13 protein-coding genes are annotated in these 12,636 nt (G+C 29.1%); 1 reads left to right on the top strand and 12 read right to left on the bottom strand.

What is annotated here, in order from left to right; all coding sequences use genetic code 11:
• Positions 1-143 precede the first annotated feature (143 nt).
• Positions 144-1,019, top strand: a complete 876-nt coding sequence (gene folD, locus KV700_RS00870) for a bifunctional methylenetetrahydrofolate dehydrogenase/methenyltetrahydrofolate cyclohydrolase FolD (RefSeq protein ID WP_218598740.1) — start codon at positions 144-146, stop codon at positions 1,017-1,019.
• Between the two features lie 67 nt (positions 1,020-1,086).
• Here folD and KV700_RS00865 read toward each other — a convergent pair whose 3' ends face one another.
• The 12 genes from KV700_RS00865 to KV700_RS00810 all read right to left on the bottom strand — a co-directional run bounded on the left by KV700_RS00865 (position 1,087) and on the right by KV700_RS00810 (position 12,635).
• Positions 1,087-2,103 carry an AI-2E family transporter gene (locus tag KV700_RS00865; protein WP_166386413.1) on the bottom strand — a complete coding sequence of 339 codons (1,017 nt, stop codon included), beginning with the start codon at positions 2,101-2,103 and terminating at the stop codon, positions 1,087-1,089.
• An 80-nt stretch (positions 2,104-2,183) separates the two neighbouring features.
• Complete coding sequence (locus KV700_RS00860; RefSeq protein ID WP_218598739.1) at positions 2,184-2,552, bottom strand: cupin domain-containing protein; 369 nt, start codon at positions 2,550-2,552, stop codon at positions 2,184-2,186.
• Between the two features lie 218 nt (positions 2,553-2,770).
• Complete coding sequence (locus tag KV700_RS00855; RefSeq protein ID WP_166386409.1) at positions 2,771-3,337, bottom strand: hypothetical protein; 567 nt, start codon at positions 3,335-3,337, stop codon at positions 2,771-2,773.
• Between the two features lie 40 nt (positions 3,338-3,377).
• The gene (locus tag KV700_RS00850) at positions 3,378-4,949 is read right to left on the bottom strand and encodes a helicase HerA-like domain-containing protein (protein ID WP_218598738.1); all 1,572 of its coding nucleotides are present in this window, start codon (positions 4,947-4,949) and stop codon (positions 3,378-3,380) included.
• A 70-nt stretch (positions 4,950-5,019) separates the two neighbouring features.
• Positions 5,020-7,107 (bottom strand): lipocalin family protein, encoded by a 2,088-nt coding sequence (locus KV700_RS00845; RefSeq protein ID WP_218598737.1) that lies wholly within the window; start codon positions 7,105-7,107, stop codon positions 5,020-5,022.
• Positions 7,108-7,259: 152 nt separating this feature from the next.
• Positions 7,260-8,261, bottom strand: coding sequence for a bifunctional oligoribonuclease/PAP phosphatase NrnA (locus KV700_RS00840; RefSeq protein WP_218598736.1), 1,002 nt, complete (start codon positions 8,259-8,261; stop codon positions 7,260-7,262).
• A 155-nt stretch (positions 8,262-8,416) separates the two neighbouring features.
• Complete coding sequence (locus KV700_RS00835; RefSeq protein ID WP_218598735.1) at positions 8,417-9,121, bottom strand: M949_RS01915 family surface polysaccharide biosynthesis protein; 705 nt, start codon at positions 9,119-9,121, stop codon at positions 8,417-8,419.
• A gap of 104 nt (positions 9,122-9,225) precedes the next feature.
• Complete coding sequence (gene tyrS, locus KV700_RS00830; protein WP_166386395.1) at positions 9,226-10,434, bottom strand: tyrosine--tRNA ligase; 1,209 nt, start codon at positions 10,432-10,434, stop codon at positions 9,226-9,228.
• Positions 10,435-10,804: 370 nt separating this feature from the next.
• On the bottom strand, positions 10,805-10,936 hold the full coding sequence (locus tag KV700_RS17325) for a hypothetical protein (protein WP_262887961.1): 132 nt from the start codon (positions 10,934-10,936) through the stop codon (positions 10,805-10,807).
• Positions 10,937-10,960: 24 nt separating this feature from the next.
• Positions 10,961-11,332, bottom strand: coding sequence for a VF530 family DNA-binding protein (locus tag KV700_RS00820; protein ID WP_166386393.1), 372 nt, complete (start codon positions 11,330-11,332; stop codon positions 10,961-10,963).
• A 151-nt stretch (positions 11,333-11,483) separates the two neighbouring features.
• Positions 11,484-12,239, bottom strand: a complete 756-nt coding sequence (locus KV700_RS00815; protein ID WP_166386391.1) for a LytTR family DNA-binding domain-containing protein — start codon at positions 12,237-12,239, stop codon at positions 11,484-11,486.
• 78 nt (positions 12,240-12,317) lie between these two features.
• Positions 12,318-12,635: a 2TM domain-containing protein gene (locus tag KV700_RS00810; RefSeq protein ID WP_166386389.1), complete on the bottom strand. Its 318-nt coding sequence runs from the start codon at positions 12,633-12,635 to the stop codon at positions 12,318-12,320.
• Between the last annotated feature and the right edge of the window lies 1 nt (position 12,636).

Raw genomic sequence — 12,636 nt, 5'->3', positions numbered from 1 at the left:
TATGCAGTATGCAAAAATAAAAACTTTGCGCCTTGGCGACTTTGCGAGAATATTTTTTTAAAACTTTAAAACTTAAAGTAAATAAAAAAGCATAAAACTTCTAGTAAAAGTTACTTTTTATTGAAATTTAAAATAAACAAAATATGATTTTATTAGACGGAAAAAAAACATCCGCAGATATTAAAGAAGAAATTGCTTTAGAAGTAAGAGATTTAAAAAGTAAAGGAGCTGATACGCCACATTTAGCAGCAATAATTGTTGGAGATGATGGTGCAAGTATTACGTATGTAAATGCTAAAGTAAAAGCTTGTGAGCTTGTTGGTTTCGAATCTACTTTAATTAGATTACCAGAAGATACTACCGAAGAAGATTTATTAAATGAAATCGCAATTTTAAATATTGATAAAGACATTGATGGTTTTATAGTACAACTTCCTTTGCCTAAACATATAGATGAACAAAAAATATTAATGGCTATAGATCCTGATAAGGATGTAGACGGATTTCATCCAACGAACGTTGGAAAAATGGCTTTAAACTTACCTACTTTTATCTCTGCAACTCCTTTCGGAATTTTAGAGTTATTAGAAAGATATAAGGTTGAAACTTCTGGAAAACATGTGGTCGTTTTAGGTAGAAGTCATATTGTTGGTAGCCCAATGAGTATTTTATTATCGCAAAAAAGAAAGGTTGGTAATGCAACCGTAACGATGTGCCATAGTAGAACTAAAAACTTAAAAGAAATAACTTTACAAGCAGATATTATTATTGCTGCAATTGGTATTCCAGAGTTTTTAAAAGCAGATATGGTAAAAGACCATGTTACGGTAATAGATGTTGGTATTACTCGTTTAGAAGATGCAACTAAAAAAAGCGGATTTAAATTAGTTGGTGATGTCGCTTTTGATGAAGTTGCTAAAAAATCTGATTTTATTACTCCTGTTCCTGGAGGAGTTGGTCCAATGACTATTGCCATGTTATTAAAAAACACTTTACTAGCTTGCCAAAGAAAAAGCTAATTTTTCATAGAACATAAAAAAAGCGATGCATTAAATGCATCGCTTTTTTTATGTCTTATATATTCTATTAAATATTGTTTTCGGCAAATTCTTTTCTATAAATTTTTACAATCACTAAAAATAGACTGATTAATAATGGTCCAAAAATTAAACCAATAAACCCGAATAAAGGTACCCCAACAATAACACCAATTAAGGTAATTAAAGGATGTACATCATCTAATTTTTTTAAAACCAAAAGCCTTATAATATTATCTGTAGAGCCTACTACTACTATTCCATAAATTAAAATTCCCCATGCAGCAAATCCATCTCCAGAAGCTAACGTTAAAATAAAAACGGGTAAAATACCAACAAAAGTTCCTATAAAAGGAATCATAGAACCTACGGTAACAATGGTAAACCAAAAGAATGGGTTATTTATATCGAAAATTAGAAAACCTATTAATGCAATAATACCTTGTGCAATAGCTACTAAAGGAATTCCTATGGTATTAGAACGAACCATAGACTGTGCTTCTGCTCCTATTACTTTTAAATTTACTTCATTTATTGGTAGGTACCTATATAAAGATTTTCTTAATATCTTTTCATTTACCAACATAAAGTATAGTATAAAATACATTAACCCAATAGATATAAATATATTAAATGTACTACCTACAAAACCTTGTAAGTTATCGGTTATCCAACCAGAAACCTCAGCGGCATCTATACTGTCTGTAAAATTATAACCTACTTTACCTTCTAAAGAAGTCATTTGTGTTTTTAATTTTTTTATAACTTCTTCAGAATTGCCTACTACACCACTCACTTTATTAGCCAACATTAGTAAAATACCAGAAATTGGTAAGAGTATCCCTATAAAGGAAACTAGTATTAAAAAGGCTGCTGCAAGGTTAGGTTTCCAGTTTTTATTCACTAAAAAAAGCATCGCTTTTCTTAATAACACAAAAATGGTTACAGCTCCTAAAACACCTGATAAATAAGGCATTAATTCCCTGAAAATTAAAATCAAAATAAATAAAATAAGAAATAAAACAAAAATCTGTCTTATTATTCTTGGTGCAATAGTATCTTTCATATTTAGTAGTTTCTCGCAATTTAAAAATAATATAATGCTAATATTATAACAATCAATTTAGAAAGTATCGCAAATGTAATTTATGCTTCTTCTCTATGTACCAAATCTACAGCAAAAGCAGGCAAACAAATTGCCATATACTCACAGGGTTCTATAAATGGGTTTGAATATTGTACTCTAGTATTTTTTTCTATTTTAATAGATTCTCCAGCAGATAAAACAACCGTGTCACCATCAATAATAAATTGTTTTTTTCCTTTAATGATATAAGTATATTCATCAAATTCTGGTGTTTGAAAAGGTTCACTCCAACCAGAAGGAGCAATCATGTGCGCCAAACTTAGTTGAGCATTTCCATCGGTTGCTTGTCCGAAATGTTCTTCTATTACTTTACCGTCTGTAGTTGGAACTATAAAAGGTGATTTTTGAATGGTATATTTTTTATTCATAAATATTAGTTTTACAAAAGTGATTAAAACGGTATCTTATTAATATAAAAACACCTACTTAATAAATATAACAAAATATTATTTATTAAACAGGTGTTTTTTTAATATCAGTTTATTTCTATATAAAAAGATATTGCCTTTAGATTTTGCTCAAGATAAATTTGAAGCACAGTTTTGTTAAAAAAATTAAACGGACAAAATTTGCCCTAAAATTAGATTTAATTAAACCAAACGATAAATGATTTCATTTTTGCTAAATCTGGAATTTGCTCTTTCGTTACCTTTTGAGTTGAAAAGTTTTTTAATCCTAATTCTTCTTTATCTATAACTATAGTTGTATTTAAGTCGTTTAAAAAAAGCGTTGCAGAAGTTAAAGTAGTCTCTATTCTGTTAATATTGTTATTAGCATTTATTTCTGAAAAACTAGATTTTAAATTAATACCAGAAGCTGTAGTATAACGTACATCATTAATCTCTATACTTTTTATGGTAGATGTAGAGTCTAATTGTTCTTTTGGTAAAATGGTAAGTAATAGCTTCCCTCCTTTTTCAAAAATAAAATATTCATCATCATCTTGAAAATAATTATCGCCTTGTGCCCCTTCACTTAAACTCTTTACAATAGAATCATTTTTAAAAATAGAACTTAAATCTTTAATTGTGGTGGTAGTTGTAAGCTCGCCAACTTTACCTTTTTCTATTTTAAATTTACTATTATTATCACAGCTAATTACAAATAGTGAAAATGCGATTACAATAATTGGTAAGATATTTTTTTTAATCATTATATTGAATTTGTTATTTAAAGATTCTTTTTATTTGTTGTTATTTTAATACTTTTCTTAAGATACCAAAGGCTGCTCTAATAAAAGTAGCACTAGTTAATACTTTTATTAATGGGTTTTGTGCCGTACTTCTGCGCCTGGTAGTGCTTCTAGAAGCTCTTTCTTCTCTTATTCTTTCCTTCTCTTTTTCTTTTGCTAATTTTTCTCTTTCTTTTTCATCCGCTTCTACTTGTATCGCTTTTGCTTCTGCAATATTAACCTTTTCTATCTTTTCATTCAATAATTCGTAGGCACTTTCTCTGTCTAAATTTTCATTGTATTTATAGAAAAGTCGCGAGTTGTTAATTACACTCTTTAACTCTTTATCAGACAAAATATCCATTCTACTCATTGGCGCGCGTAGCATGGTTCTTGCCAAAGGTGTTGGAATTCCTTTTTCGTTTAAAACGGATACAAATGCTTCTCCAATTCCTAATTGCGTTAACACTTCTTTGGTATCATAATATTCTGAAGAAGGATAATTTTCTGCGGCTAACTTAATGGCTTTTCGGTCTTTTGCCGTAAAAGCTCTTAACGCATGTTGAATTTTTAAACCCAATTGTGCTAAAATATCTTCTGGTACATCTTTTGGATTCTGAGTTACAAAATACAATCCGATTCCTTTAGAACGAATTAATTTTACAATACTTTCTATCTGATTTAATAAAGCCTTAGAAGCTTCTTCAAATACCAAATGTGCTTCATCAATAAAAATAATCAACTCTGGTTTGTCACTATCTCCTTGCTCTGGGAAAGTTTCATAGACCTCAGCTAATAATTGTAACATAAATGTAGAAAACAACTTTGGTTTATCTTGAATATCTGTTAAACGCAATACCGAAATAATTCCTTTTCCGTCTTCATCTACTCTTGTTAAATCTTCTACTTCAAAAGATCTTTCGCCAAAGAATAAATCTCCGCCTTGTTGTTCTATTTCTACTATTTTACGCAAAATTGCACCTGTAGAAGAAGATGAAATTCGCCCATATTCTGCTTGAATTTCTTCTTTCCCTTCGTTAGTTACATATTGTAATACTTTTTTAAAATCTTTTATGTCTAAAAGCGCAAACTTATTATCGTCGCAATATTTAAAAATGATGGCAACAATGCCGCTTTGTGTTTCTGTTAAATCTAAAATTCTTGATAATAAAACAGGTCCGAATTCTGAAATTGTAGCACGCATTCTTGTCCCTTCTTGTTCAGAGATGGTTAAAACTTCTATAGGAAATTTTTGTGCCGTAAACGGAAATCCAATTTTTGCATGACGTTCGTCTATTTTTGCGTGTCCTGGGCTTGGTTGTGCCAAACCAGAAAGATCTCCTTTTATGTCCATTAACAAAACAGGAACTCCTTTTTCTGATAGGTTTTCTGCTAAAACTTGTAATGTTTTTGTTTTTCCTGTACCTGTTGCACCGGCAATTAAACCGTGTCTGTTTAAAGTTTTAAGCGGAATTTTTACAATAGCATCTGTTATGGTTTCTTCTCCCAACATTGCAGCACCTAGTGCTATAAAATCGCCTTTGGTTTTGTAACCGTTATTAATGTATTCGAAAAATTCTTCTTTCTGACTCATCTAAAACTAAATTTTGATAAAAATAATCAAACTTTAATTGTTGTGAAATTATTTAAAGATTTTGTTTTACTTATTTGATAATTTCTACAAACATATCTGCTACATTGCCGTTATAACTATCATAATAAGAATTTCTAGGAAAACCAGAAGACAGACTAATGATGTTTCCAAAATTATCTTCTACAATGTATAGCGGAAATCCTTTTGTGGGAATTGTTCTAAAATTATTATTTAAAATACTATAAACTATAACTTCCTTTTTGAAATTTTTATAATTGTCATAAACTTCTGGATCATTGTTTGTACCGTAAATTTCAGTCCCATTTTTACTGAAATTTGATGTAACTATTGGAGTAGAATAAGTCACCGTTTTAGAAAAATCATCTAAAGAATAAACGGTATTTCTTTTTTTGTTAAGCAAATAAGAACTTGTTGTATTTACTATTACATCACTATTGTATTTAAAGCTTAAAGGAATTTCTTTTATTCCATTATTGGTAATTTCTCCTGCATTACTAATGCTATAATGTATTGCTCTGCCTTCGTTATTATGACTTAATAAGAAGTTGTTTTTATCTAATTTTGTAATTTCATAATTCTGACCTCCTTGATGATCAGGAAAATGTAGTTTTTCATCAATTTGTACAAATTGATCTCCATTTCTTTTGTAAGTAAAAACATCATCACTGTCGGATAAAACCCAAATATTATCATCAAAATATTCAAAACTATCCATAGAAGAATAAGATGCATTTAATGAGTGTTTGAAAATTAAGGTTTCTGCATCATAAATAAACAATTCATTACTTTGAGAAAAAACTAGTTCTTTTCCATTTTCTGAAGTAATTAATTTCATTTCCACTTCTGTGTACGACGTTGGTAGTTTAAAAGCTTCTGCAGTTATTTCTTGCTTGATATAATCATATTTTACCAATCTTGGCTCGTTTTTGGTATTTCTTAAATAAAAGAAAAAAGATTGACCTTCCGGATCAAAACTTACATATTTAATATAATCAGCGTCTAGCAATTCTGGTCTTGTAAAAGCTGTTTTCACAACTGACTTCTCATCATTTAAGTTACTAATATTCCCAAAAATATTGTACACATAAATAGAGTAAATAGGGTTGTTTACATACGGTGGATTCGTATCTATAAAAGTTGTGGTATTGATATCTGTAATAATTTTAACGCTTTCTATATTAGGTGCCGAATTTTCATTCTGATCTTGCACTCTTATCTCATAATGAGAAAAATAATAACCCGAATATTTTTCCCAAGATAAAGAAACCTCATTCTCAATTACTTCGGCATTTTTAAAAAGAACATTTTCTGGAAATATAAATTCAGGATTTATATACCTCGGATCACTTTCTCCTAAAAGTCCTTTGTTTGTGTAAATTTTTAAGAAATAACACGCTTCGCTATTAGGCAAAGGATCTTCATCTATAAAAGTATTTAAATTTACATCTGTAATTGTCTTTAATAAAGTAGCTGAATCTATATTACAATCTTTACCACTTCTATAAATCTCGTACTTTTCAAACATATTGTATCCGTCATAAGCGTCCCAACCAAATTCTATGTGATTTTCAAAAGGCGCCTCTTCCTTTTTTTGAAAAGTACTTGTATATAAGTCCATTTCATTTGGAGGTAAATACCTGTAAGCTGTAAAAGTAAATTCCTCTTTAATAGCGTCTCCATCTATGTCTACACTGGCAATGAAAACAAAATTATCTTTGCTTAAGTTTACAATTTTTATAATATCCGAATTGCTATTATCGATAGTACTTAACGTAATTATGCCGTTATTTAAAGTCCATTTTAATTTATTTTGTACGGGCTGACAAGTAAAAGATTCTTGATACAGAAATTCTTCATAAGTACCAGAACTATTGTAAATAAAAAAATCTCTACCACACTCTTCAGTTGTTGCAGGTACAGAAGCTTCATTTCCATTAGATGCTACTTTATAAATAGACCAAACACCCACTAAATCTTCTATTTTAGCCTCTTTTTGTATAATTTCTTCCTCGTTAAATAAATCATCATCGGTACTATTACAAGAAAATAATATTGCTAGAAAAGAAACCACTACTAACAGATTAAAAATTCTTTTTGTTATGCCATTTCTATTAACAAACTCGTAATGTTGCATCATGTTCATTTAATTTTTGATAAAAATAATCAAAGTTTTATTGAACGTAAATAATTACTTGAACTAGTTTTAAATAAAAATTAAAATTGAAGTCAAAAAAAAGGTTCTAACTTTTTAAAGCTAAAACCTCTTATAAATTTAAAAGACAATTTGTCTTATTTCTGAAAGTACTCAGGAATTAAACCTTTTAATTTTTCTAAAGTTTCATCAACAGTTAAATCACTCATTCCTCCAGAAGCATTTGCATGTCCTCCTCCATTAAAATGTTCTTTTGCTAACATATTAACCGGATTTTCTGCTCCTTTAGATCGGAAAGAAATTTTCATAATTCCGTCTCTTTCTGTAAATACAATAGCAGCTTTCATTCCTTTTATTGATAAAACTAAGTTTGCCAAACTATCTGTATCTCCTTTTTTATAGTGATATTTTGCCAATTCTTCTTTAGATAAAGAAATGATAGCAACGTTATAATCGTATAAAATTTCTAATTTTTCACTCATTGCATATCCTTGTAAACGCAAACGAGTTTCTGTATTATTATCGCTTAGTTTCTCGTGAATTAAATGATGTTCTACACCTGCTGCTAAAATCTTCCCTAAAACCTCATGTGTTCTTGGTTTTACAGAATTGAATCTAAAACTACCTGTATCTGTTAAAATTCCTAAATATAAAGGTGTTCCTATTTTTTCGTCTAACAATTCTAAGTTGCCAGATGCTTCAATTAAATCTACAATTAATTGTGATGTTGATGATGCCGTAGTTTCTGAAACCGTGATTGTAGGAAATTCTTCAGGATTCAAATGATGATCTATCATTATTTTCTTACAAGTTGCAGCTTCTAACAATGCTTGCATTTCTGGCCCTACTCTATTGGTTGCATTATAATCTAAACAGAAAATTAAATCTGCTTTTTGCATTTGTGTTGTTACTTCTTCCGGATTTTCATCCATTAAAATAATTGAAGAAGTATCTAACCAATCTAAAAAATCTGGCGCTTTATCTGGGTGACAAACCACTGCTTTTTTACCTAATTTTTCTATAAAATAAAGCAAACCTAAAGAAGAACCTATAGAATCTCCGTCTGCAGATTTGTGTGCTGTAATAACAATGTTTGATGCAGCTAAAATTTCTGCTTCTATTTCTTTGTAAATATTCATGTAGTGTCTTTTTGCAATTGCCATGTATAATCGCAATTGTATCTTTTTAAGAAGCTGTAAAGTTAGCTTATTATTATAAAGAGTAAGAAAGAATCAAATTTTTATTATTCGTAAATTAATATTGATGTTTAAAAAAACAACCTCATCAAACGTTTTTAAAATTCATCAATAACAAGTTCTTTTTCTTTCATATCATTCTGCCAATTATAAGGAAAAATTACATTTTTGTCTTTTATTAGATTCTCTATTATTTCTTTCACTCTTCGTTGAATCTTAGAAGGTAACTGGTAAAAACCTGCATCTACTTTTGTAATTCTATCGTAATCTGAAATTCCATTTTGATGTCTAATTACAAACTTTTTTCCGTTGTTATAAACTACTATTTTAACCCTTCCATCACCAAAACCATTTAAACCTTTTGTTCCATAAACAATTATCGGATCTATAATTCCATTAGCATCAACATCGCTTAAATTAAGAAATTTGGTCCAAAATGAAATGGTAAACTCTTCTGAAACTTCATTTCCATTAGGAAGTATAAAATCATTTAAATTCCATTTTAGAGTATACTTATTGTTTTTATAGGTTATGCAATATGCTTTAATAGCGTTATTACATTTTACAAATTCATTACCACATTTTGATTCTTTTACTGTTAATACTAAATAGTGTTTTCCTAAATTATCATTAAACTCATACACTTTATTTATAGCATACTCAATTTTAAGATTCTTTTTAAGGGCTCCAGAAAAAATAGTATTCACTTCTTGTGCAGATAATTTTTTACTATAAACTGATTTATTTTGCGCAAAACTTATGTTTGAGCATAGAAATAAAAGTATTAATAAGGTTCTTTTCATATCTATAAAGTAATTATTGTTTTAAACTAGTTGTAAAAATACTAGTCTACTTTTAAACATAACCGAAAACAATAATTAATTTAGCTCTTTAACATCTAACAATCTTATTCTTTTAATTCATAAAAATCTCTTTTTCCTACTTTTACTTTCATGCCTTCTTTTAGTACAATTTCAGCATAAATCTCTTTATTTTTTATGGTATCAATTTGTACAGCACCACTTTCAATTAACCTTCTTAAAGCAGATTTAGAAAGTCCTTTTTTAAGATGAACACATAAGTCTATTAAACTAATTGTATTCTCCTTATGTTGAATCTCTTTAATCAAAACAGATTCAAATTCTTTTTCTTCTAATTTTTTACTTTGAAATTGATTGACAAAGTACTCTTCTGCTTCTTCTGCTTGATTGCTACTATGGTATTGGGTAATGATGTTTTTAGCAATTAGCTTTTTTATTTCCATCGGATTTTCTCCGCTAGCTAACTTAATTTTAATAGCCTCATTTTCTCTTAAAGAAAAATCTGTTGTTAATTGTAAAAATTCATCTATTAAACTATCCGGAATAGACATTGTCTTACCAAACATTTCGTTAGGTTCATCTGTAATCCCTATAATATTGTGCAGAGATTTACTCATTTTCTCTTTACCATCTAGACCTTTTAGTAATGGCATACACATTACTATTTGCGGACTCATTTCAAAAGTTTCTTGTAACTTTCTCCCCATAGTACAATTAAAAAGTTGGTCTGTACCCCCCATTTCAATATCTGCTTTAATTTCTACAGAGTCAAATCCTTGAAGTATTGGGTACACTAATTCATGCATTGCAATTGGCGTATTTTCCGTAAACCTTTTATTAAAGTCGTTTCTATGCATTAACTGAGCAACGGTAACTTTAGATAAAATCTGAATAACCTCTGTAAATGATAGTTTGTCTAACCATTCTGAGTTAAAAACGATTTTAACTTTATCAACATCTATAACTTTAGATAATTGATTAATGTAGGTTTCTGCATTGTGCTGCACCTCTTCTAAAGATAAAGGTTTTCTACTTTTATTTTTCCCTGTAGGATCTCCTATTCGAGCAGTAAAATTCCCTACCAAAATTACAATTTGGTGGCCTAGATCTTGAAACTCCTTTAATTTCTTTAAAACAACAGCGTGTCCCAAATGTAAATCTGGTGCAGTCGGATCAAAACCTAGCTTAATTATTAGCTTTCGGTTCTCTTTTTTTGCTAATTCTAATTTTTCTTCCAGTCCGTTTTGAGGAAGAATAATCTCTACATTTTCTTTTAACTTATTAATTGTTTCCATCTTTTTTTAAATAAAAAAAGCCCGAGCAAATGCTCGGGCTTTTTAGTTATGTTATATTATTATTTATTATCAGATTTTACTTGAAGTATACACATAGCCATTCCGAGCAGTTATTATTTGATAATAATAAGTACTGAAAAAAGGAAGGCGTAATATGTTGTTCAATCTTTTCATTTCGACCGCAAATATATTTTTAATTTCCTTAATGTGCAATTTTATTTACTTGATAAAAAAATTGTCATTTCGAAAAGAACTTTTTCAGCGATTGAGAAATCTCATCAAAATAACTGAGAGTGTGATCCTCCTCATTCTTCGTTCGGAATAATAATCGTAAGAACATTACGCCTTTGAAATACCAAAAGTAACTGCATCAATCAATCCAGTTCTTAAAGTCTTTTACACGTTCTCTACTCACAATAATTTCACTTTCAGAATAAGAGTGTAAAATCAATTTTAAATGAGAATTAGAATATGTAATTATATCTTTTGTAGTTTTTTTCACATTGAAAACCCTTTTACTTTTTCACTATTCAATTTGGTTCTTTTTCTCTTCTAGCATCTCCAAATAAACGTCCTCAACATGTTCTCGAGCCCAAGTTGTTCTTCTTAAAAATCCCAGACTAGATTTCATTGTAGGGTTACTCTTGAAACAACGAATATTTACACGTTCTCCTAAATACTCCCAACCATAATAAGCTACTAAACGTTCTAAAACCTGAACTAGTTTCACTCCATGAAACGGATTGTTTAATTGTTCTTCAGTGGCTTTTCTTCTTTTTCGTTTAGCGGGTTTCTCTTCAGCCAATTTTTCATTCGTTTGAAGATTAGAAACTGTATCTAAATATTCATTTGATTGATTCTTTTTATCAGTAGACTCGTTCTGGTGATTGGTTTTCATGTGCATTGTTGGCAAATTGTATTTTTTAATCCAATATTTTTCTAAATCAGAATTTAAAATGTTTTTGTATTCTTAAGTTAGCAAAGTACTAGTTTTCTTCATCATTCAGAAAACAGTCCTGTTACATATTTTACTTACTTTATAATTAATACTAGTCTATCCAGTTCTTAAAATCTTTCACCCTTTCCCTACTTACAATAATTTCAGTTTCAGAATAAGAATCTAAAACCAATTTTAAACGAGAATTAGAATATGCAATAATGTCTTTTATCGCATTTATATGCACAATAAAAGTTCGGTTGACTCTAAAAAAATGCTCCGGATTTAATTGCTCTTGCCAATACTCTAAAGAATTATCTAACAAGTAATTTCTATTCTCTTTGGTATGAATATAGGTGGATTTATTCTCACTATAGAAACACTCAACTTCATCAATATTTATAATTTTGATGTGCTGCCCTACTTTAATTGATAACCTTTTTTTAAATTTTCTATCTACCGGGTTTACTAATAGTTTACGAATTTCATCTAAGTTTACTTGAACATCAGATTGTTTTGGTTGATGTTCTTTAAACTTATCTACCGCAACTTTAAGTTCATCTTCATCTAAAGGCTTTAACAAATAATCTATACTATTTAATTTAAAAGCTTTTAAGGCATATTCATCATACGCAGTGGTAAAAATAATAGCCGATTTTACGTCTATTTCTTCAAAAATTTCAAATGACAATCCATCTGAAAGCTGAATATCTAAAAATATTAAATCGGGATGTTCATTATTCTGCAACCAATTTAAAGACTCTTCTACAGAATGTAACATTTGCTGAACCTCTATATCAATTGCAGCTAACATTCTACTTAACCTTCTTGCAGCTGGCTTTTCATCTTCAATTATTAATACGTTCATTTTTAAGTTCTTTTGGGTTATGAGACTCCTCTTCTTTTTTTGCTCGCAATTACAGAGATGCAACTTTCTTGTTTAAATTTAATTATCGTTTTTCATAAACTCGCCAATTTTTCTTTCTTCCCAATCTTTACCAAATAAATTAGAAAATCCAAAAGTCTTAATTCCATGAAACACTAAAAATACTCCCCATATAAACCAAATAGGCAAATAGATGTTTTCTCCTCTATTAAACTGATTACTAACAATAAAATCACCAAAGAGTTTAAAAGAAAAATTCCATATAAATGCTAAAAACAAATTTACCAAAACATAGGTAACCAAGTGTTTATAGAATTTTTTAATTTCGTCTACTCTATGTTTCGCTCTAATTAACTTCTTATTTTCTAAATTTTTCATC

Source organism: Polaribacter sp. NJDZ03 (assembly GCF_019263805.1).
Taxonomy (GTDB): domain Bacteria; phylum Bacteroidota; class Bacteroidia; order Flavobacteriales; family Flavobacteriaceae; genus Polaribacter.
This window is presented reverse-complemented; position numbering and strand designations above follow the sequence as displayed.

Excerpts from the sequence above, each read along its gene's own strand:
- KV700_RS00815 (WP_166386391.1), bottom strand. The coding sequence starts at position 12,239 with ATGAACGTATTAATAATTGAAGATGAAAAGCCAGCTGCAAGAAGGTTA.
- KV700_RS00850 (WP_218598738.1), bottom strand. The coding sequence starts at position 4,949 with ATGAGTCAGAAAGAAGAATTTTTCGAATACATTAATAACGGTTACAAA.
- KV700_RS00810 (WP_166386389.1), bottom strand. The coding sequence starts at position 12,635 with ATGAAAAATTTAGAAAATAAGAAGTTAATTAGAGCGAAACATAGAGTA.
- KV700_RS00840 (WP_218598736.1), bottom strand. The coding sequence starts at position 8,261 with ATGAATATTTACAAAGAAATAGAAGCAGAAATTTTAGCTGCATCAAAC.
- tyrS (WP_166386395.1), bottom strand. The coding sequence starts at position 10,434 with ATGGAAACAATTAATAAGTTAAAAGAAAATGTAGAGATTATTCTTCCT.
- KV700_RS00835 (WP_218598735.1), bottom strand. The coding sequence starts at position 9,121 with ATGAAAAGAACCTTATTAATACTTTTATTTCTATGCTCAAACATAAGT.
- KV700_RS00855 (WP_166386409.1), bottom strand. The coding sequence starts at position 3,337 with ATGATTAAAAAAAATATCTTACCAATTATTGTAATCGCATTTTCACTA.
- KV700_RS00860 (WP_218598739.1), bottom strand. The coding sequence starts at position 2,552 with ATGAATAAAAAATATACCATTCAAAAATCACCTTTTATAGTTCCAACT.
- KV700_RS00865 (WP_166386413.1), bottom strand. The coding sequence starts at position 2,103 with ATGAAAGATACTATTGCACCAAGAATAATAAGACAGATTTTTGTTTTA.
- folD (WP_218598740.1), top strand. The coding sequence starts at position 144 with ATGATTTTATTAGACGGAAAAAAAACATCCGCAGATATTAAAGAAGAA.
- KV700_RS00845 (WP_218598737.1), bottom strand. The coding sequence starts at position 7,107 with ATGATGCAACATTACGAGTTTGTTAATAGAAATGGCATAACAAAAAGA.
- KV700_RS00820 (WP_166386393.1), bottom strand. The coding sequence starts at position 11,332 with ATGAAAACCAATCACCAGAACGAGTCTACTGATAAAAAGAATCAATCA.